We start from the raw sequence: 19,166 nt of genomic DNA, 5'->3' as shown, positions 1-19,166 counted from the left end.
GTCACCGGGGGCGGCAAACCCCACCATCCTAGGCTCTGCGCAGTCCCGCCACCCGGGCCAGTCGTCGGTAGGAGTCGTACATCGCCTCCCGGTCGTGGGTGCTCGTCGTCACCAGCACCTCCTGGGCGCCGCTCTCCTTGACCACGGCTTCGAGTTCGGACGCGACCTGCTCCTCGGTGCCGTGCACCTGGCCGGTGAGCCCCGCCTCGAAGTAGCCGCGCTCGCGCCGCGTCATCTCCAGCGCCTCGATCCGCGCGGCGGGGGCCAGCGGCGGGAAGGCGCCCTGCGTCCGGGCCCGGGCCATCGCCCACGCCTCCGGGAGCAGCAGTCTGCGCGCCCGCTCCTGCGTCGCGGCCACCGCGACCGCGCCGGAGACGACGACGTACGGTTCGGCGGCCCAGGAGGAGGGGCGGAACGCCGCCCGGTACCGCTCGACGCCCCTGAGCATCTTGTCCCGACCGCGGAGGTCACCGATCACCAGCGGCAGCCCCGCGGCGGCGGCGATGTCCGCGCCCTCGCCCAGGGCGAGCAGGAACGGCGGCACCCGCAGTCCTTCGGCGGGGCGCGCGTGGACACCGGTCGGTGAGGTGCCCGCGAACCAGCCGAGCAACTCCGTGACCTGGTCGGCGAAGTCCGTGGAGGAGGCGTCCTCCTTGTCCCGCCCCAGGGCCTTGCGGACACCGTCCGTGAAGCCGACCGAGCGGCCGAGGCCCATGTCGATCCGCCCGGGGAAGAGGGACTCCAGCACGCCGAACTGTTCCGCGACGACGAGCGGCCGGTGGTTGGGGAGCATGACCCCTCCGGTGCCGACCCGGATGGACCGGGTCGCGGCGGCGACCGCGGCGGCGAGCACGGTCGGCGCGGATCCCGCGACCCCGGGCACCGAGTGGTGCTCGGACACCCAGAAGCGGTGGTACCCGAGTGCTTCGGCCTCCCGGGCGAAGTCGACGGTGTCCCGCAACGCCTGTGGGTCGTCGTGGCCCTCCCGGGTGCGCGAGCGGTCGAGGACGGAGAAGCGGACGGACTCCAGTGGGGAACTCACCTCCGTTTCAACACCGGGGCCGTCGGAAGATTCCCGCGGCCCCGGTGCGTGCGGACCGGTCGTCAGCGGGGGAGGGCGGTGCGGGAGAGCCGGTGCCCCCACTCGGAGAACAGCAGGGCGACGACCGCCAGTCCGGCCGCGATCAGGGGCACCGCATGGACTCCCGCCCAGCCGATGCCGACCGCGCCGACGGCCCCGGACAACGAGATCGCCAGGTACAGGACGGCGGCGTTCAGCGAGACGAGCACGGACGCCGCCCCCGGGTCGAGGGTGATCAGCCGGTGCTGCTGCGGTGAGGTGATGGCGAACGCGCCGATCCCGTAGACGACGATCATCGGCAGTGCGGCCGTGAACGTGCCCGTGGCGAGCGGGATCAGGAGCAGGCTGCCGGTCATCCACAGCAGGGCGAGCGCCACCACCGCGCGTCCGCCGATCCGGTCGGCGAGCGCCCCCGCGGCGAGGTTGCCGAGGGTGCCGATGACCCCGAGGGTGAACATCAGCACGGCGAGCCGGTCGCCGCTGCCGCCGGTGGCGGGCTCGAAGACGACCGCGATGTAGGTGTACGGGAGGTACACGGCGGTGAACCCGGCCAGGGTGGTCGCCAGGATGGCCAGCACCCGGCGGTCGCGCAGCGGGGCGAGCCGCTCCCGCAGGCCCTCCGGTGCCGGGGCCGCCACCCGGGCCGGCACCCACAGCCGGACGCCGAGCAGCCCCAGCACGGCCAGCGCCGCCACGAACCACATCGTGGACCGCCAGCCCAGCCAGCCGCCCAGCGCGGTGCCGATGGGGGCACCGAGTGCGGTGGCGGCGGTGAAGCCCGTGGTCACCGCCGCGATGGCACGCCCGCGACGCTCGGGGGCGACCAGCGAGGCGGCCGTGACGGCCGCGGTCGGTACGAAGAGCCCGGCACCGGCCGCCGCCACCATCTGCGCCGCCAGGACCGTCGCGAAGGTGGGGGCCAGGGCGGTGGCCACGTTCCCCACCAGGTACACGGCGATCGCCGCCAACAGGATCGCCCGCCGGGCGCGGCGGGCGGTCAGGGTCGCCAGGACGGGCGCGAGCACCGCACAGGTCAGGGCGAAGACGGTCACCACCTGACCGGCGGTGGTGACCGAGACGTCGAGGTCCCGCCCGAGTTCGGGGAGGACACCGGCGAGGACGAACTCGTCGGTGCCGATGGCGAAGGTGGCGAAGCCCAGGACGGCGACGCTGCCCCGCGCCCCGTGCGGCGGGGGCGGTGCGTCCACCGCACTCGGTTTCACCGGGGCCGGCGTCGGGGGCCGGGCGTCGTCGTGGAGGTCACTGTCCATGGGCGTCCCGTCGTAGGTCGTGCACACCGGTGGGGCGGACTACCGCGGGTGCCGAACCGGGCGCCGCGGACCCGAGGGCGCGGTCGGCACGGTGTCCCCCCTCCAGAACGGTACCGATCGGTACCGTTCAAGGAAAAGGACGGTACCGATCGGTTCCGTCTGGCGTCAAGCGCGATTACGGTGGAGCCATGGCCACCCATGCACGCACGCGGCTCATGGACACCGCGGACGCACTCTTCCTCGCCGAGGGCGTCCGGGCCGTCGGCGTGGAACGGCTCCTGGTCGAATCGGGCGTCGGACGGGCCTCCTTCTACCGGCACTTCGCGAGCAAGGACGACCTGGTCGTGGCCGTCCTCGCGGAGCGCGACCGTCGCTGGCGCCGCTGGCTGGCCGAGGGGGTCGACGCCCTCGGGCGAGACCCGCTGGCCGTCTTCGACGTGCTCGCGGCGGATGTCGAACGGGGTGGGTTCCGCGGCTGCGCCTTCGTCAACGCCATGGTCGAGTGCGCGGACGCGGACGGCCCGGTGCACCGGCTCGCCGTCACCCACAAGCGGGCCGTCACCGACTTCTTCGCCGAACTGCTGGCCGACGCGGGGCAGTCGGAACCCGAGGCCCTGGCCGGGCGGTTCGTCCTGCTGATGGACGGGGCCACGGTCACCGTCGTCCGCGAACGCGGTGCCGAACCGCTGCGCTGGGCCCGTGCGATCGCGGCCAGCCTGATGACCTGACCTGACCTGACCTGACCTGACCTCTGGTCGCCCGGTGCCGTGGCGGGGCGGTCCCTAGGCTGGGTGCATGCCTCACAACCCCGAGCCCCTGGCCGTCTTCGACCTCGACGGCACGCTCGCCGACACCGGACACCGACAGCACTTCCTGGAGCGGAGCCCGTCCGACTGGGACGGCTTCTTCGCGGCGGCCCCGGACGATCCGCCGCTGACCGAGGGCGTGGCGCTGGTCCTGCGCACCGCCGCGACCTGCGAGGTGCTGTACCTCACCGGACGGCCCGAACGGTGCCGGCAGGACACCCTCGACTGGATCGCCGCGCAGGGGTTGCCGGCCGGGCGGTTGCTGATGCGCCGCAACGACGACCGTCGGCCGGCCCGTCGCACCAAACTGGCCGTGCTGCGGGAGCTCGCCGCCAACCGCCGCATCCGGATGCTCGTCGACGACGACCTGCTCGTCTGCGCCGACGCCCGACGGGCCGGCGTGCGGGTGGTCCACGCCGACTGGGCCGCCCCCTCGACGACGCTGACGGACGCGCAGGGTCGTGCCGGACGCACCTGACGGGCCGCCCGGGTCCCCGTCGGGGGTCTACGAACGGTTGTACGGACGTGAGACTTCCCTCATTCCCGGCCGTGCCCCACGAGCCCGACGGGGCGGGCCGGGTGCTGTCCGGGAGGCGCCGGAGGTCCCGTCGACCGGTCCGCGCTCACTCTTCGATGCGGAATCCGACTTTCAGTCCCACTTGGAAGTGCTGCACCTCACCGTCCTGGATCTGGCCCCGGACCTGCGTGACCTCGAACCAGTCGAGGTTGCGCAGGGTGCGCGAGGCCCGGCCGATGCCGTTGCGGATCGCTTGGTCCAGACTCTCGGGCGAGGTGCCGACGATCTCGGTGACGCGGTACGTGTGGTCGGACATGCTCGATCTCCTCTCCGCCTCATGATGGCGTCACCCTTCACGGTAAACTCACAGACCTCACTCAGCCTCTTGACCTGCGTCTTGACGCATACCAGACTTCGAGCCCACCCGTATTGAGCCTGACGCTCTTCCCCCACACTCGGGTTCAAGTTCCCCTTGCTGTTGGAAGAAAGCGACTCACGTGATGCCCCGCCGCCGGACCGTCCTCTCACTAGCCCTGGGCTCCACCGCCGCACTCGCCACGGGGTGCGGCGCCCTGCCAGGTCAGGATTCCGGTGACCGCAAGTTGACCTTGTGGCTGATGAAGGACAGCGCCTCCGAGGACTTCATCCAGCGGTTCACCAAGTGGTTCGGGGAAGAGCACGGTGACATCAAGCTGGACGTCCAGATCCAGCCCTGGACCGGCATCGGCGAGAAGGTCACCGACGTCCTCCAGGGCAAGGTGCCCGCCCCGGACGTCATCGAGGTCGGCAACACCCACGTCGCCCAGTACGTCGACAAGGGCGGACTGCTCGAACTGACCCTGGAGTCGGCCCGCGACCTCGGCATGGACGACTGGCTGCCCGGTCTCGCCGAGCCCGGGCGCTTCAACAACCGTCAGTACGGCATCCCGTGGTACGCGGCGAACCGGGTCGTCATCTACAACAAGGAACTCTGGGACGACGCGGGCATCAAGAAGGTCCCCGAGACCCGCGCGGAGTGGCTCGACATCACCCGGACCCTCAACAGCGGGAACGTCCAGGGAATCTACCTGGCGGGCCAGGACTGGTACGCGTTCTCCGGCTTCGTCTGGGACGAGGGCGGCGAACTCGCCACGGACAGCTCCGGCAGTTGGGAAGGTGCGCTCGATTCCCCCGCCGCGCTGCGCGCCATGGACTTCTACGCCGAGTTGCAGGCGCTCGGCAAGGGCCCCAAGCGGGCCGACGAGGAGCACCCGCCGCAGTCGAAGGAGTTCGCCCGGGGCAACATCGCGCAGATCGTCGCGGTGCCCGGCCAGGCCCGTGCCATCGAGCAGGCGAACCCGGACATGGCGGACAAGCTCGGTTACTTCGCCATTCCGGGGAAGACCGCGAGCCGGAAGGGCGCCGTCTTCACCGGTGGCTCCGTCCTCGTCGTCCCCGAGCGCACCAAGGACCGCCGGGCGGCCGTCGCCCTCATCCAGGCCCTCGCCGGCGAGAAGTGGCAGACGGACCTCGCCCGCACGATGGACTACGTGCCCAACAAGACCACCCTGGCCCGGGTCGTCGCGGGTGATCCCGGCGTCGCCGCCATGGCCGAGGGCGCCGTACGCGGCCGGGCCACGCCCAACTCGCCCAACTGGGCGAGCGTCGAGTTGAACAACCCCATCAAGACGTACATGTCGGCCGTGCTCACCGGGGGCAACCCGCGCAACGAGGCGAAGAAGGCGTCGATGCAGATCACCCGCGCCCTCTCCTGACCGACCCGGGACGAGCCCGGCCGTGGGCGGGGGCCCCCCCGGGGCCCGCCCCCCCCCGGGGCCCCCCGCCCCCCCCCCGGGGCACCCCGCGCGCCCCCCCGCCCCCCCCCGCCCCCCCCGGGGCCGCGGCGGGGGGGGGGGGGCCCCCGGGGGGGGCCCCCCCCACGGCCGGGTCCACCGGTCAGCGCACGGTGCTCAGCGAGAGCGCGAACCGGCCGGCCCGGTCCGTCCACCAGTGGGTGCGTTCCAGTCCCGCGGCGGCCAGCTCCGCCCTGACCCCGTCCTCGCGGAACTTCGCGGAGACCTCCGTGCGCAGTTCCTCACCGGCGGCGAAGTCCACGGCGAGGCCCACCGCCGGGATCTTCACCGTCACACCGGTACGGGCCCTCAGCCGCATCTCGATCCACTCCCGCTCGGCGTCCCACACGGCCACGTGCGCGAAGTCGTCCGGGTCGAAGTCGCCGCCCAGCTCACGGTTGATCACGGTGAGGACGTTCTTGTTGAACGCGGCCGTGACCCCCGCCGCGTCGTCGTACGCGGCGACGAGCGTCTCCTCGTCCTTGACCAGGTCGGTGCCCAACAGCAAGGCGTCACCGGGCGCCATGAGCGAGCGCACCGCACCGAGGAACGCGGCACGCTCCTCGGGCAACAGATTGCCGATCGTGCCGCCGAGGAAGGCGATCAGCCGCGGCCCCGGGGCGTCCGGCAGGGCGAACGTCCCGGTGAAGTCGGCGATCAGCGCGTGCACCGAGAGTTCGGGCCGCTCGGCCAACAGCGCCGCACCCGCCTGTTCGAGTGCGCTCCCGCTGACGTCCACCGGAACGTAGGCCCGCAGGTCGACGAGCGCGTCCAGGAGGTGACGGGTCTTGTCCGACGACCCCGAGCCCAGCTCGACCAGGGTCCGGGCGCCGGTCGCCGCGGCGATCTCGGGGGCGCGGTCGAGCAGGATCTCCCGCTCGGCGCGAGTCGGATAGTACTCCGGGAGCGTGGTGATCCGGTCGAACAGCTCACTGCCCCGGGCGTCGTAGAACCACTTCGGCGGCAGGGTCTTCGGGCTGCTGGTCAGACCGGACAGCACATCGGCGCGCAGGGCCGCTCCGGTGGTGTCCTCGGGAAGGGTGCGGGTGACGCGGAACGGGCTCACGCGACGGGCTCCTTGAGCGGGGTCAGCTGGACTTCGGCGGGCGTGGCGGTCACCAGGGTCCGGTCGGGCACCCGCCGCCAGCGTGGATCGTCGTCGTAGGGTTCCGAGGCCACGACCGTACCGGCGTCGGGACCGGACCGGACGTACAGGGAATCGCCCCAGGTGGTCGCGGCGATGGAGTCCCCGTCGGTGAGCAGCAGGTTCAACCGCGAGCCGGGGGCCGCCCGGGCGACGTCCGTCACGGTGTCGGCGAGCGCCTGCCCCGGAGGGTCCCCGTCGGTCAACCGGCGCAGCACCAGCGCCCAGACCAGCGCCGCGTCGCACCGGGCCGCCAACGACAACAGGTCGGCGGGCGGCAGGTCGGCGGCGAGCGGCGCCAGCGCATCGGGCCAACCGGTCACCGCACCGTTGTGACTGAACAGCCAGGGCCCCGAGGCGAAGGGGGCCGCCGCCGCCTCCCCGTCGGGGTCCGGGGCGGTCGCGTCCCGGACCGCGGCCAGCAGCGCCCGGGTGCGCACCACCCGGGCCAGGTCCGCGAACGACAGGTCGGCCCAGATCGGCCCGGAGCGTCGGTACCGGGCGGGCACCGGATCGCCGTCCGCGTACCACCCCACCCCGAAGCCGTCCGCGTTGACGGTGCCGTACCGCTGGTGACGGGGCGCCCAGGACTGGTGGTACAGCGCGCTCGGCGGCGTCCGCAGCACCGAACCCAGCGTCACTTCAGCTCCCAGATAGGCGATGTGACGGCACATCAGACCACCTCCGGGAACGCCTCGTCGGCCGGCGTCACGTCCCGGGCGGTGCGGAACCCCGAGAAGATCTGCCGCCGGATCGGATGGTCCCAGTTGCGGAACGTGCCCCGGCAGGCCACCGCGTCCACGGCGAACGAGCCGCCCCGCAGCACCTTGTAGTCGCCCCCGAAGAACACCTCCGAGTACTCGCGGTAGGGGAACGCGGTGAACCCCGGGTACGGCAGGAATCCGCTGGACGTCCACTCCCACACGTCCCCGATCAACTGCCGTACCCCCAGCGGGGACTCCCCGGCCGGATAGCTTCCCGCGGGCGCCGGCCGCAGGTGCCGCTGACCGAGGTTGGCGTGCTCGGGCCCCGGATCGGCGTCCCCCCACGGATAGCGGGTGGACCGCCCCGTCGCCGGGTCGAAACGGGCAGCCTTCTCCCACTCCGTCTCGGTCGGCAACCGCCGTCCCGCCCAGCGCGCGTAGGCGTCCGCCTCGAACCAGCCGACGTGCACCACCGGCTCCTCGGCCACCACCGGCTCGGTGGCACCGAACCGGCGACGCAGCCACGTCCCGCCCTCACGGCGCCAGAACAGCGGGGCGCTGATCCCCCGCGAACGGACGTGGTCCCAGCCGCGCGGCTCCCACCACCGCGGGTCCTCGTAGCCGCCGTCCTCGATGAACGCCTGGTAGGCCCCGTTCGTCACGGGCGTCGTGTCCAGGAAGAACGCCGGAACCAGCCGGTGGTGCGCCGGACGTTCGTTGTCCAGCGCCCACGGTTCCGCGGACGTCCCCATGGTGAACGGACCACCCGGCACCAGCACCTCCGCCGGCCCCGTGAACCCGGCCGCCGGCTCCGGGTCCGGCGCCGTCAGCACGACGGGACCGGTGCGCAACTGATGGGTGATGAGCATCGTCTCGTCGTGCTGCTGCTCGTGCTGGGCGATCATCCCGAAGGCGAAACCCGCGTCGGTCAGCGGGGAACCGTGCAGCGGGGCGGAGTCCAGGACGTCCAGGGCCCGGCCGCGCACCTCCGCGGCGTAGGCGCGGGCCTCGGCGGGCGGCAGCAACGGCAACGCCGGCCGCTCGGCGCGCGGATGTTCGAACGCGTCGTACAGCGGGTCGATCTCCGGACGCATCGCGGCCCGTCCCGCCACGGCCCGCAGCAACCACTGCTCCTCCTGGTTGCCGATGTGCGCGAGGTCCCACACCAGGGGCGACATCAGGGGCGAGACCTGCGCGGTCAGCTCGCCCTCCTGCACGCAGTCGGTCAGCAGGGAGGTCCGGTCGCGGGCGGCGAGCAGCGCGGTCCGCGCCCGGTCCCGCAGGACGCCGGGGTCGCCCGAGGGGGCGGTGGACTCGGTCATGCGGTCAGGTCCTTCCCGTGCTGGACGAAGCCCTCGATCAGGTCGTCGGCGGGGCTGCGCCCCTGGAACACGTAACGGTCCGCGTACGCGGCCACGGCGGCCTCGACGCGCGCCGAAGCGCCGAGACGGGGCAGTGCGGCCAGCGCGGCGTCGAAGCAGGTGACGGCGGCCTCCCGCAACTCCTGGTCGGTGAGCCCGGCCCGGGCGGCGGTCAGCCACAGCTCACTGCCGGGCGCCGGGGCGCCCCGGGTGCGCTCCGCCAGGGACTTCACGCACCGGTAGGCCGTCTCCGTGGCCTCGGGATCGTCGAAGAGGGCGGTCGTCACGGCCAGCGGTACCGTCCACCCGTCCTCCCCGTTCTGGGCGTCGATCATCCGCAGTTCCAGGTGGCCCCGCGGTCGCACCGGCGGGAACAGGGTGCTGATGTGGTAGTCGAGGTCGTCGCGGGTCGGCGGGCGGGGGAGCGCGCCGCGTATCCAGTCGCGGAACGTCACGCCCTCGGGCACCAACCAGGGCCCGCCCTCGGTGCGCACGCACATCACGGGGGCGTCCAGCACCCGACGGGCCCAGCCGACCCGCGGGTCCTCGTCCAGCGGCGGGGCGGCGGAGCGGCCGGGCTCGATGTCCGCCCACAGGGCCTGCCGGGTGGAGCGCCAGCCCGTCAGACGCGCCTCGGTCAACGGTGAGTTCGCGAAGGCGGCGACCAGCACCGGACCGAGCAGATGGGCGAGCCGCCAGCGGCGCCCCAATCCCAGGGGCCCGGGTTCCTCGAACCCGGCGTCCAGGCACACCTGCACCGACGCCGAGGAGCACATCATGACGCGTCCGGCGGGCCCCGCGCGGTCCAGGTACGTCTCCATGGCCGCGTACCGGGGGGCCCGTAGCCAACGGACCGGCTCCCGCCACGGGTCGGTGCCGATGCCCGCCAGGGCGAGTCGCAGGGGGCGGAGCGCGGCGCGTACCGCCGCGAGGTCCGCGGACACCGCCGTCACGCACTCCATCAGTGAGGCGGCGGGAGCGGAACTCAGTTCCAGTTGGCCGCCCGGCTCGACGGTGAGCGCCGAGTTCAGGGGCAGCGTCCGCAGCACGGTGTAGGCCTCGTCCAGGCGGGCGCGCGGTACGCGTTCGTGCGGTCGGTCGGCCGGGCGGACCAGCCATTCGAGCTCGACGCCGATGGTGCGAGGTGGTCCGGTCTTGAAGCAGATGCCTCGGACCAGCGCCTCGACGTCCGCGTCCGAGACCAGTGCCACGGACTGCGTACAGTCTCCTTCGGTCATTGTCGGGACCCTCCAGATCCTCGGGTGGAGATCCTGGGACCGACCGGGGCCGGGGACGGCCCCGGTCGGTCCTGCCCGTCCACCCAAGACGGTCGGCGCCGCCCGCACAAGAGTGCCCGTGCGTCGCCGAAATCGTACGGAAGCCAGGTGTTTCGGCCGTACGGCACGGGCGCTCGCCCGAGTCGCACCCGGCACGGGGTGCTGGGCACCAGCATGGGGGAGGGGCACCGCACCCGCGACTCCGGTGGACCGGCGGGCAGCGACGGGGGCGGTCGCGTCGGGGCGCGCGCACCGCGCGGCGACCGGTGGCCGAGGGGAACGGTGGGCGCCGGCCCCGATCGGGCGCGAGGTGGCCGGCCGGTCCGGCCCGGGGCCTGTGCGTCGGACCGCCGTCCGGACCGCCCCCGACGCCTCACCGCGCACCCGGGGCGCCCACGCGCCCGCTCGCGGTGCTCACCTCCGTGCCGGCGCAACCCCGGCGCCGCCCCTCCCGAACGCCGTGCGCCCCGCAGGGGGCAGGTGCACCGGGGCTCGGCGCTGTACACGTGTCTACGGAAGGTGCCCGATTTCTACGATCATCACCGGACCCCTCAAGGCCCCTTTTGCACCGATCGGGTGATACACACCCCGAGCCGTCCGACGCCCCCCACGGGAACCGGGCCGACTACCCACCGGGCCCGCCGGAACCGGTCCCGGGACCTGGGGCGACGGCCCGCCCGGGCCCTCAGGACCACCCGTACCGGTCGCGCAGGCGCGCGGCGACCCCGTCGAACCGGGCACGGTCCAGGGCGCACGCCTCCCGGCGCATCCCGTCCTCGTGCACCCGCAGCACCCGGTCGGAGTCCACCCACGAATCACGCCCCTCGCGGTCCCAGGAGCCACTGCCGATCGGCAGCCACTCCCGGTCCTCGTGCCGCTTGCTCGACAGCGGAACGGCCAGGAGGGTGCCGCTGGCCTCACGGGCGACGATGAGCACCGGACGGTCCTTCCCGCGTCCGTCGCCCTCCTCGAACGGCACCCAGGTCCACACGATCTCGCCCGGATCCGGATCGCCGTCGTGGGCGGGCGCGTACTCGGTGCGGACCTCCCCCACGGCGTGCGCGGCGACCTGGGAGGTGGCGTGCGGCCCGGTGCGGCCCGGCGTGCTGAGGGCGTCGCCCTCGGGAGAAGGGGTCATGTGGGCCACCGTAGGGGGGACGTGCCCGCCCCGCCGGATGGAGCCCCCGGACGGGTGACACCACCCCGCCGCGAACGCCGCCGATGACGTCCCCGTAGCCCCGTCTCCCAGGCAACGACCTTGGAATAGACAGGAGTTGGCCGGTTCCAGGTAGGCCGAAAATGCCGCCTGGTCCCATGGAAGGATGCGGAGCGTCATGGTGCAGATACCCGAGCAGCCCGTCATGCGCGTTACCGATGAGTCAGCCGAGCGGGAGCCCGTACCGCGGCGCGCCCCGCGTTCCCAGGAAACCCACTCCGCGAGGCCCGTACGCAATACCGTGCCCGCCCAGTCCCGCTCCTCCCCGCGCCCCCTCGCCCGCGCGGTGCCCACCAGCGCCGACGTGGCCCGGCTCGCAGGGGTCTCGCGGGCGACCGTCTCCTACGTCCTCAACAACACCAGTGCCGTACGGATCAGCGAACCCACCCGGCGCCGCGTGCACGCAGCCGCCAAGGAACTCGGATACGTTCCGCACGCCGCCGCCCGCAGTCTGCGGGCGGGCCACAGCCGGATGGTCCTGATGCCGACCCCGGCCGTTTCGGTCGGCCCCCTCTACAGCCGGTTCCTCGGCGAACTCCAGTGGGCCCTGGGCCGGTTGGACTACACCGTCGTCCAGTACGGACGCGTCGGACTGACCGGTGAGGAAGCGGCCCGGGCCTGGGCGGAGTTACGGCCCGTCGCCGTACTCGCCCCCGGAGCCCACGACCTGGGGCCGCGCAGCGTGTCCCTCCTCAAGAGATCCGGAGCCCGAGCAGTCATCACCCTGGGACCCCACCAGGTGACCGGGGCCCACGCCCTGCTGATGGACCAACACGCAGTGGGCCGCACCGCGGGCCACCACCTCGTCGCCCGCGGACGCCGTCGCATCGGCGTGGTCATCCCCGAGGAGAAGGGACTCGAAGCGTTCTCACGGCCCCGCGCCGACGGCGTCCGTGAGAGCGCGGAGGGAACCGGAGCCGAGGTGGTCGACGTGCCGTTGCGCTACGACGAGGCGTCCGCCGCCCGGCTCGCCGCCCGGTGGCGGGACCTCGGACTGGACGGCGTCTTCGCCTACAACGACGAGTACGCGATGCTGCTGATGCGGGCGCTCCAGGACGAAGGCGTCCAGGTGCCGCACGAGACGGGCATGGTGGGCGCCGACGACCTGATGCTCGGACGGCTGCTGCGCCCCCGACTCTCCACGGTGCGCACCGAACTGCCCTCCGGTCAGGAGCTCGCCGGACTCGTCGACCGGGTCGTCCACGACCCCGCGGCGGAACCCCTGACCAGACAACTGATGGGAGCGGCCCTCGTGGAGCGCGAGAGCGGGTAACCCGCCACCGGTCGACTCCCGGCCGGACACCTCCGTCCACTCGGCCGGGCGGTTGCGGTGACGCTGCTCCACCGTCACCGCAACCGCCCGGCCCGCACGTGCGCGGCCCACCGGCGGACGCGTTCGCCACCCGCCGCACCCCCCGGCACCCGGGGGCACGCCGCCCACCGCCCCCTCGGACCAAGACGCAGGCACCACGCGCACGACGAGCGCCACATGCACCACACGCCACATGCACCACATGCACACCGGCACCGACATCCACGGCGAAGGGAAACCGGCAATGACCCTGCTCGACCCGTTGACCTGGCAGTCACCCCCACTGACCGGGCCGTCGTACGACGTGGTGGAACCGGCCACCGGACAGGTACTCGGACAGGTGCGGCGCGCCGGGGACGAGGACGTCCCCACGGCTGCCGCACGGGCCGCGACCGCCCTGACGGGGTGGCAGCGACGGCCCTACACCGAACGGGCCGCGGTGCTCAGGCGGGCGGGGGACCTCTTCACCGCACACGCCGACGAACTGCGGGAATGGCTGGTCCGGGAGTCCGGCTCGATACCGGGGAAGGCGGACTTCGAGCTGGGAGTGGCCGCCCAGGAGTGCTACGAGGCCGCCGCGCTCGCCTCCCGGCCCACCGGGCAGGTGCTGCGCAGCGCCAGCCCCCGGCTCTCGTACACCCAGCGGGTCCCCGCCGGAGTGGTCGGCGTGATCGCCCCGTTCAACGCCCCGTTGATCCTCTCCGTCCGCTCGGTCGCGCCGGCGCTCGCCCTCGGCAACGCCGTGCTGCTGAAGCCCGACCCCCGGACGGCGGTCTGCGGCGGCCTCGCGCTCGGCGCCGTGTTCGCCGCCGCCGGACTACCGGCTGACCTGCTGCACGTGCTGCCCGGGGGCCCGGACACCGGACAGCGGCTCATCGCCGACCCGCACGTCCCCGTGATCTCCTTCACCGGCTCCACCCGGACGGGCCGCTCGGTCGCCGAGACCGCCGGCCGTCACCTCAAGCGGGCGCACCTCGAACTCGGCGGCAACTCCGCCTTCGTCGTCCTGGAGGACGCCGACCTGGGGGTCCTTCTTCCACCAGGGGCAGGTCTGCATGACCACCGGCCGCCACCTGGTGCACGCCTCCCTCTACGAGGAGTACGTGCAGCGACTCGTGGCCAAGGCCGACGCACTGACCGTCGGTGACCCGCACCGGGAGCAGGTCCACCTCGGCCCGCTCATAGACGGGAGCCAGACCCGCGCCGTACACGAACTGGTCACCTCCAGCGTCGCCGCCGGCGCCAAGCTTCTCACCGGCGGCAGCCACGACGGCCCCTTCTACCGGCCGACCGTGCTCGCCGGTGTCGACCACGACGCGCCCGCCTACGCACGCGAGGTGTTCGGGCCCGTCGCCCCCGTCCGCCCCTTCACCACCCTGGACGAGGCCGCGACCCTGGCAGCCGCCGATCCGTACGGGCTCTCGCTGGGCATCGTCACCCGGGACGCCACCCGCGGCCTCGCCCTCGCGGAACGCATACCCACCGGCATCGTGCACATCAACGACCAGACGATCGGCGACGAGGCGGTGGCGCCCTTCGGCGGCACCGGCGGATCGGGCACCGGCGCCCGCTTCGGCGGCGACGCGAACGCCGAAGCGTTCACCGAACTGCGCTGGACCACCGTGGACGGCGACGTACCCGCCTACCCCTTCTGAACCCGTCCCCCCCGCGCACCCGACCCGTCCCCGTACGCACGCCTGACTCGTCCCCGTACGCACGTCACGGCCGGTACCCCGAGGATCACGAGGGGTACCGGCCGTGACGGCCGTGTGGTTACGGCCACCGGGCTCCGGTTCCGCGGAACCGGCCGGGGCGGCGGGTCAGACGTTCGGCCCCGACGCCTCGGTCTGCTTCTCCTCCGCGGCGATCGACGCGCGGACCTCGTCCATGTCGAGCCCCCGTGCCTGACCGATCACGTCGTCCAGCACGGCCTGCGGCAGCGCTCCGGGCTGCGAGAACACCGCGACCTGGTCACGCACGATCATCAGCGTCGGGATCGACTGGATGCCGAACGCCTGCGCCAGCTCCGGCTGCGCCTCCGTGTCGACCTTGGCGAACACCAGGTCCGGGTTGGCCTCGGCAGCCTGCTCGTAGACCGGGGCGAACTGACGGCACGGACCGCACCAGGCCGCCCAGAAGTCGATCAACACGAACTCGTTGTCGGTGACCGTCTGGTCGAAGTTCTCCTTGGTCAGTTCCACGGTCCTGCTCATGTCCGCCGCCTGCTTCCTGGTCTCGGGGCTGGTTCTTCCTGGGGTCCCGTCGGCACCGCTCGGCACAACGGCGACGGGTACCGGGATATTCCGTGCGGCGCCGCCCACCGGGGTCGCCCCGTCACCCGGAGCCACCCACCACCGGGGGACCCGTCCGGCCACCCGGCGCGTACCCATGTGGCTCCCGCGCACACCTGCGTCCAGACTGTCCCCATGACGGAAACGACCGAGTACGACGTGGTGGTGCTGGGCGCGGGCCCGGTGGGGGAGAACGTGGCCGACCGGACCCGCGCAGCGGGGCTGAGCACGGCGGTGGTCGAGAACGAACTGGTCGGCGGCGAGTGCTCCTACTGGGCCTGCATGCCCAGCAAGGCACTGCTGCGGCCGGTGATCGCCCGCGCCGACGCCCGCCGCACCCCCGGGCTGTCCGCGGCCGTGCGCGGACCGCTCGACACCCGGGAGGTCCTCTCCCACCGGGACGAGGTGGCCGCGCACTGGAAGGACGACGGCCAGGTCGGATGGCTGGAGTCGACGGGCGCCCGGTTCTACCGGGGCCACGGCCGGCTGGCCGGCCCCCGCCGCGTCACGGTCACCGGGCCCGACGGCGAGACCCACACCCTCACCGCGCGCCAGGCGGTCGCCGTCTGCACCGGCAGCCGGGCGGTGCTGCCGGACCTGCCGGGCCTCGCCGACGCCAAGCCGTGGACCAGCCGCGAGGCCACCAGCGCGGACCGGGCTCCGGGGCGGCTCGTCGTCGTCGGCGGGGGAGTCGTCGGGGTCGAGATGGCGACGGCCTGGCAGCACCTCGGCTCACAGGTGACCTTGCTGGTGCGGGGTGACGGGCTGCTGCCGCGCATGGAGCCGTTCGCCGGGGAACTCGTCGCCGAGTCCCTGCGCGAGGCCGGCGCCGACGTCCGGACGGGCACTTCGGTGCGGTCCGTGGCGCGCGCGGGGGACACCGTCACGGTCACCCTCGACGACGGCGAGCGGATCGAGGCGGACGAACTCCTGATCGCCACCGGCCGCGCGCCCCGCACCGACGACCTCGGCCTCGACACGGTGGGGCTCCCCGCGGGCGACTGGCTGCCTGTGGACGACAGCCTGCGGGTCGAGGGCCACCCCTGGCTCTACGCCGTCGGCGACGTCAACCACCGTGCGCTCCTCACCCACCAGGGCAAGTACCAGGCCCGGATCGCGGGCGCCGCGATCGCCGCCCGCGCCCAAGGGGTGCCGATCCTGGAAACGGACCGTTGGGGCGCCCACGCGGCCACCGCCGACCACGCGGCCGTCCCCCAGGTCGTCTTCACCGACCCCGAAGCGGCGGCGGCCGGGCTGACCCTCGCCGAGGCGGAGGCGGCGGGCCACCGGGTGCGCGCCGTGGACTACGACATCGCCTCCGTGTCGGGTGCCTACCTCTACGCCGAGGGCTACCGGGGACGGGCGCGGATGGTCGTGGACCTGGACCGGGAAGTCGTCCTCGGCGTCACCTTCGTGGGCCCCGGAGTGGGCGAGCTGATCCACTCCGCCACGATCGCCGTCGCGGGCGAGGTCCCCCTCGAACGCCTGTGGCACGCGGTCCCGTCGTACCCGACGATCAGCGAGGTGTGGCTACGGTTGCTGGAGACCTACCGCCGTTGAGTACACGCCGACCGCGTCCACCGGTTCCCCGCGTGTCCGGGCTCGGGTTCCGCGACAGGGTGTGACGAAGGCGCGTTGTGGTTCGCGAGGCTGTGTGCGCCATGATGTCTGGCATGACTGAGCACGGGGGTGCGGCGGATCAGCCGCGGGAAACACCGAGGTCTCGTCTCGCCGACTACGTGGAGATGAGTGGTCCGGTTCGATCGGTGTCGTCGTCTGACGCGGTGCGGGAGGTTGCGGGCGGAGTCGGCGAACCGGCGTCGCCTGGGCGGGGAGGGTCCGGTGCGGAGGCGGAGGGTCCCGGCGCCTTACTCGATGATCCGGAAGTGGCCGCTCGGAAGAGGGAGTTCGCCCGTCTCTTGGGTGAGTTCCGGCGCACGGCGGTGCTGGTGCCGTTGGGCGATGAGCCGGGCTCGGAGGAGGAACGGGGGTTGTTGACGGCGGACTTCAACGGTATCCGTTTCATCCTGGCGTTCTCTGACGAGCAGGCTCTGGCCCGTTATGTGCAGGCTCGCGGCGAGTTCGCCCGTGAGTGGACGTACCGCACGATTCTTGGTGCCAGGCTCCTTGACGTGGCAGTGCCGGCTGCGGGTGTCCCCTGTGGGGTGGCGCTGGACTGTGCGGACGTGTCGGACGGGGTGGTATTTCCGCCGGTGAGGGGCATCGTGCCGGACGCGGTGGCGGTCGACCGTGACCTGTCCGACGGAGAGGGCGCCGGGCGATGACCGGTGGCGGGGGTGGTGGCAAGGATCTGAAGGCGGAGGGGTTGGCGTTGGTCGCCAAGGGGTTGACCGAGGCGCTGGCCGAGCTGAAGGAGTTGGGCATGGTGGGGGAGGCCGGTGCCGGGCGTGGTTTCGGGGACATTGCGTTGTCGGGTCTGGAGTTGGGCCACCAGGGGTTGACCGACGACTTCACATCGTTCTGTGAGCGCTGGGAGTGGGGGGTGCGCTCGCTGGTGAACGAGGGGAACGCCTTTGCGTCGAAGACGGGCCTGTCGGCGGGCACGTACTACGAGACCGAGCAGTACGTCGAGGGCAGCTTGAAGGTGGTGACGAACTCACTGATCGGCAATCCGTACGCCTCTGAGGACGAGGTCCTCCGGCAGAGCTGGGGTGGCATCGCCACGTCCGGTGCTTTCGGCGGCGTGGACTACAGCAGGGAGTCCTTCGACCAGGCGCTGGCCAACAGCGAGCAGGGCTGGAAGGACGCGGGCCGGGACGTGATGACCTCCTCCACCGTCGGCCCGATGGGGCTGAACCCGCAGAACCTGCACGGCGCCGCCGGCATGTCCGACACCGAGTACGAGCAGTGGCTCGACTCCACCTTCGGCCCCTCCCCCGAGGAACGCGCGAAGGCCGCCGAACAGCAGCAGCGAGGCGGGGGCGCGGGCTGATGGGCATCGGCGATCTGGTCAACGACGGGCTCGGCAAACTTGAGGACGGCCTCGACGCGGGCAAGAAACTCGTCGGCGAGGGCGTCGACTGGACCACGGACAGGGTCGGCGACGGCCTCGACTACGTCGGTGCCCACGGCGCCGCCGACACGGTCGAGGACTGGGGCGACGAGGTCGCCTCCGACCTCGGCGCCACGCCCGGTGAGCACCAACTCGGCCAGACCGAGGAGGCGAACGAGCTCGTCCACGGCAAGCCGGACAAGATCCGCGCGTCCGCGAAGCACCTCAAGGACTTCCATGCGGCGTTCGACCAGGTCAGCTCCGGCATGCGCAAGGTCGACTCCTCCGGCTGGGCCGGTCAGGGCGGTGATGCGTTCCGCAAGAAGTTCGGCGTGCACCCCACCAAGTGGGCGCAGGCCGCTGCTGCTTGTGAGAAGGCGAGCGGCGCCCTGGAGGCGTACGCCGACACGGTGACGTGGGCGCAGGGCAAGGCCAAGGAGGCGGTCGAGCTCTACAAGAAGGGCAGGAAGGCCTCGGAGGAAGCGGTCGACGCGTACACCAAGAGGGTCGACGCCTACAACGCGAAGATCAAGGCGAACGAGGACCCCGGCCCCCGGCCCGAGCCGTTCCACGACCCCGGCAAGGCCGACATCAAGAAGGCCCACGAGACCCTCGCCGAAGCCCGCAAACAGCGCAACACCGCGGCCGGCGACGCCCAGGCCAAGGTGAAGGCGGCCCTCGCGCACGCCCCCGCCGAACCCCCGCCGCTCGACCGCCTCGGCAGCAACCTCTTCGACGGCTACCAGGCATACAACACCGAGCTCACCCACCTCGTCGGCGGCGCCTTGAAAGGCACCGCGGGTCTGGTCAACTTCGCCCGCGGCCTCAACCCCACCGACCCCTACAACCTCACCCACCCCGCCGCCTACCTACAGAACGTCTCCATGACGCTCTCCGGCCTCGTCTCCACCGCCGCCCACCCCGAACGCATCGCCACCGCCGTCGCCGACGGCTTCAAGAAGGACCCCTCAGAGTTCGTCGGCCGCCTCATCCCGGAACTGATCGGCACGAAGGGCGCAGGACTCGCACGCGGCGGGCTGCGAGGAGCGATCCGAGAGGGCGAAAACGTCGCGCGCAAGACGGCCACGAAGGAACCGCGCCCGGAGAACCCGCGCAACAAGGTCGAGAACGACCCCAGCGACCCGGTCGACCTCGTCACCGGCACGATGTACCTGCCACAGACCGACGTCACCCTGCCCGGCACGCTCCCCCTGATCTTCACCCGCCGCCTGGAATCCGGCTCACGCCTAGGCCGTTTCTTTCGGATCATCTGATCGTTGGTTGATGTGTGTCGTTGACTGACGCCCAGTGGGCACGCATCGAGCCGCTGCTGCCGGACCG

Annotated in this window: 17 protein-coding genes and 2 pseudogenes; 10 read left to right on the top strand and 9 right to left on the bottom strand. The window is 72.6% G+C overall.

Going from position 1 to position 19,166, the window contains the following annotated elements; genetic code table 11:
- Positions 1-28 precede the first annotated feature (28 nt).
- On the bottom strand, positions 29-1,042 hold the full coding sequence (locus ACFYOU_RS29205; RefSeq protein WP_391309737.1) for an MsnO8 family LLM class oxidoreductase: 1,014 nt from the start codon (positions 1,040-1,042) through the stop codon (positions 29-31).
- Positions 1,043-1,104: 62 nt separating this feature from the next.
- Positions 1,105-2,352, bottom strand: coding sequence for an MFS transporter (locus ACFYOU_RS29200; protein WP_391309734.1), 1,248 nt, complete (start codon positions 2,350-2,352; stop codon positions 1,105-1,107).
- Positions 2,353-2,540: 188 nt separating this feature from the next.
- On the opposite strand from ACFYOU_RS29200, the gene ACFYOU_RS29195 reads away from it, so the two are divergent.
- Both ACFYOU_RS29195 and ACFYOU_RS29190 read left to right on the top strand, forming a co-directional pair.
- Positions 2,541-3,080 (top strand): TetR/AcrR family transcriptional regulator, encoded by a 540-nt coding sequence (locus ACFYOU_RS29195; protein ID WP_389774450.1) that lies wholly within the window; start codon positions 2,541-2,543, stop codon positions 3,078-3,080.
- 67 nt (positions 3,081-3,147) lie between these two features.
- Positions 3,148-3,636, top strand: coding sequence for a hypothetical protein (locus ACFYOU_RS29190; RefSeq protein ID WP_389774447.1), 489 nt, complete (start codon positions 3,148-3,150; stop codon positions 3,634-3,636).
- Between the two features lie 145 nt (positions 3,637-3,781).
- Here ACFYOU_RS29190 and ACFYOU_RS29185 read toward each other — a convergent pair whose 3' ends face one another.
- Complete coding sequence (locus ACFYOU_RS29185; RefSeq protein ID WP_385492724.1) at positions 3,782-3,991, bottom strand: dodecin; 210 nt, start codon at positions 3,989-3,991, stop codon at positions 3,782-3,784.
- A gap of 184 nt (positions 3,992-4,175) precedes the next feature.
- Here ACFYOU_RS29185 and ACFYOU_RS29180 point away from each other — a divergent pair, with 184 nt between their 5' ends.
- Complete coding sequence (locus ACFYOU_RS29180; protein WP_389774459.1) at positions 4,176-5,429, top strand: extracellular solute-binding protein; 1,254 nt, start codon at positions 4,176-4,178, stop codon at positions 5,427-5,429.
- Between the two features lie 181 nt (positions 5,430-5,610).
- Here ACFYOU_RS29180 and egtD read toward each other — a convergent pair whose 3' ends face one another.
- From egtD to egtA, 4 genes are read right to left on the bottom strand one after another with little or no spacing between them, the layout of a single operon-like run.
- Entirely contained in the window at positions 5,611-6,573 is a 963-nt protein-coding gene (gene egtD, locus ACFYOU_RS29175) for an L-histidine N(alpha)-methyltransferase (RefSeq protein WP_391309731.1), read from the bottom strand.
- Entirely contained in the window at positions 6,570-7,325 is a 756-nt protein-coding gene (egtC, locus tag ACFYOU_RS29170) for an ergothioneine biosynthesis protein EgtC (RefSeq protein WP_391309729.1), read from the bottom strand. Before egtC ends, egtD begins: the two co-directional genes overlap by 4 nt.
- Positions 7,325-8,677 (bottom strand): ergothioneine biosynthesis protein EgtB, encoded by a 1,353-nt coding sequence (gene egtB, locus ACFYOU_RS29165; protein ID WP_391309727.1) that lies wholly within the window; start codon positions 8,675-8,677, stop codon positions 7,325-7,327. The genes egtC and egtB overlap by 1 nt, the downstream gene beginning before the upstream one ends.
- Positions 8,674-9,954 (bottom strand): ergothioneine biosynthesis glutamate--cysteine ligase EgtA, encoded by a 1,281-nt coding sequence (egtA, locus tag ACFYOU_RS29160; RefSeq protein ID WP_391309726.1) that lies wholly within the window; start codon positions 9,952-9,954, stop codon positions 8,674-8,676. Before egtA ends, egtB begins: the two co-directional genes overlap by 4 nt.
- Before the next feature lie 213 nt (positions 9,955-10,167).
- On the opposite strand from egtA, the pseudogene ACFYOU_RS29155 reads away from it, so the two are divergent.
- Positions 10,168-10,575: pseudogene (locus ACFYOU_RS29155) on the top strand (poly(ADP-ribose) glycohydrolase domain-containing protein); the annotation flags it as partial.
- Positions 10,576-10,678: 103 nt separating this feature from the next.
- Here ACFYOU_RS29155 and ACFYOU_RS29150 read toward each other — a convergent pair.
- Complete coding sequence (locus ACFYOU_RS29150; protein WP_391309724.1) at positions 10,679-11,131, bottom strand: type II toxin-antitoxin system PemK/MazF family toxin; 453 nt, start codon at positions 11,129-11,131, stop codon at positions 10,679-10,681.
- A gap of 319 nt (positions 11,132-11,450) precedes the next feature.
- Here ACFYOU_RS29150 and ACFYOU_RS29145 point away from each other — a divergent pair, with 319 nt between their 5' ends.
- Positions 11,451-12,482, top strand: a complete 1,032-nt coding sequence (locus tag ACFYOU_RS29145; protein WP_391309722.1) for a substrate-binding domain-containing protein — start codon at positions 11,451-11,453, stop codon at positions 12,480-12,482.
- Positions 12,483-12,765: 283 nt separating this feature from the next.
- A pseudogene (locus ACFYOU_RS29140) lies at positions 12,766-14,176 on the top strand (aldehyde dehydrogenase family protein).
- Positions 14,177-14,341: 165 nt separating this feature from the next.
- On the opposite strand, the gene trxA reads toward ACFYOU_RS29140, so the two are convergent.
- Positions 14,342-14,911 (bottom strand): thioredoxin, encoded by a 570-nt coding sequence (trxA, locus tag ACFYOU_RS29135; protein ID WP_391309719.1) that lies wholly within the window; start codon positions 14,909-14,911, stop codon positions 14,342-14,344.
- Between the two features lie 36 nt (positions 14,912-14,947).
- Between trxA and ACFYOU_RS29130 the strand changes: the two genes are divergently transcribed.
- The 4 genes from ACFYOU_RS29130 to ACFYOU_RS29115 all read left to right on the top strand — a co-directional run bounded on the left by ACFYOU_RS29130 (position 14,948) and on the right by ACFYOU_RS29115 (position 19,099).
- Positions 14,948-16,372: an FAD-dependent oxidoreductase gene (locus tag ACFYOU_RS29130; protein WP_391309717.1), complete on the top strand. Its 1,425-nt coding sequence runs from the start codon at positions 14,948-14,950 to the stop codon at positions 16,370-16,372.
- Between the two features lie 113 nt (positions 16,373-16,485).
- Positions 16,486-17,097 (top strand): hypothetical protein, encoded by a 612-nt coding sequence (locus ACFYOU_RS29125; protein ID WP_391309715.1) that lies wholly within the window; start codon positions 16,486-16,488, stop codon positions 17,095-17,097.
- Positions 17,094-17,765 (top strand): hypothetical protein, encoded by a 672-nt coding sequence (locus tag ACFYOU_RS29120; protein ID WP_391309714.1) that lies wholly within the window; start codon positions 17,094-17,096, stop codon positions 17,763-17,765. The genes ACFYOU_RS29125 and ACFYOU_RS29120 overlap by 4 nt, the downstream gene beginning before the upstream one ends.
- Positions 17,765-19,099, top strand: coding sequence for a putative T7SS-secreted protein (locus ACFYOU_RS29115; RefSeq protein ID WP_391309713.1), 1,335 nt, complete (start codon positions 17,765-17,767; stop codon positions 19,097-19,099). Before ACFYOU_RS29120 ends, ACFYOU_RS29115 begins: the two co-directional genes overlap by 1 nt.
- Positions 19,100-19,166 lie beyond the last annotated feature (67 nt).

Origin of the sequence: Streptomyces sp. NPDC005955, from assembly GCF_042871255.1 — a bacterium.
Lineage (GTDB): Bacteria > Actinomycetota > Actinomycetes > Streptomycetales > Streptomycetaceae > Streptomyces.
This window is presented reverse-complemented; position numbering and strand designations above follow the sequence as displayed.

Bases quoted from the DNA above. Each gene is read 5' to 3' on its own strand.
- ACFYOU_RS29200 (WP_391309734.1), bottom strand. From the start codon at position 2,352: ATGGACAGTGACCTCCACGACGACGCCCGGCCCCCGACGCCGGCCCCG.
- ACFYOU_RS29195 (WP_389774450.1), top strand. From the start codon at position 2,541: ATGGCCACCCATGCACGCACGCGGCTCATGGACACCGCGGACGCACTC.
- ACFYOU_RS29190 (WP_389774447.1), top strand. From the start codon at position 3,148: ATGCCTCACAACCCCGAGCCCCTGGCCGTCTTCGACCTCGACGGCACG.
- ACFYOU_RS29185 (WP_385492724.1), bottom strand. From the start codon at position 3,991: ATGTCCGACCACACGTACCGCGTCACCGAGATCGTCGGCACCTCGCCC.
- ACFYOU_RS29180 (WP_389774459.1), top strand. From the start codon at position 4,176: ATGCCCCGCCGCCGGACCGTCCTCTCACTAGCCCTGGGCTCCACCGCC.
- egtC (WP_391309729.1), bottom strand. From the start codon at position 7,325: ATGTGCCGTCACATCGCCTATCTGGGAGCTGAAGTGACGCTGGGTTCG.
- egtB (WP_391309727.1), bottom strand. From the start codon at position 8,677: ATGACCGAGTCCACCGCCCCCTCGGGCGACCCCGGCGTCCTGCGGGAC.
- egtA (WP_391309726.1), bottom strand. From the start codon at position 9,954: ATGACCGAAGGAGACTGTACGCAGTCCGTGGCACTGGTCTCGGACGCG.
- ACFYOU_RS29150 (WP_391309724.1), bottom strand. From the start codon at position 11,131: ATGACCCCTTCTCCCGAGGGCGACGCCCTCAGCACGCCGGGCCGCACC.
- trxA (WP_391309719.1), bottom strand. From the start codon at position 14,911: ATGGGTACGCGCCGGGTGGCCGGACGGGTCCCCCGGTGGTGGGTGGCT.
- ACFYOU_RS29130 (WP_391309717.1), top strand. From the start codon at position 14,948: ATGACGGAAACGACCGAGTACGACGTGGTGGTGCTGGGCGCGGGCCCG.
- ACFYOU_RS29125 (WP_391309715.1), top strand. From the start codon at position 16,486: ATGACTGAGCACGGGGGTGCGGCGGATCAGCCGCGGGAAACACCGAGG.
- ACFYOU_RS29120 (WP_391309714.1), top strand. From the start codon at position 17,094: ATGACCGGTGGCGGGGGTGGTGGCAAGGATCTGAAGGCGGAGGGGTTG.
- ACFYOU_RS29115 (WP_391309713.1), top strand. From the start codon at position 17,765: ATGGGCATCGGCGATCTGGTCAACGACGGGCTCGGCAAACTTGAGGAC.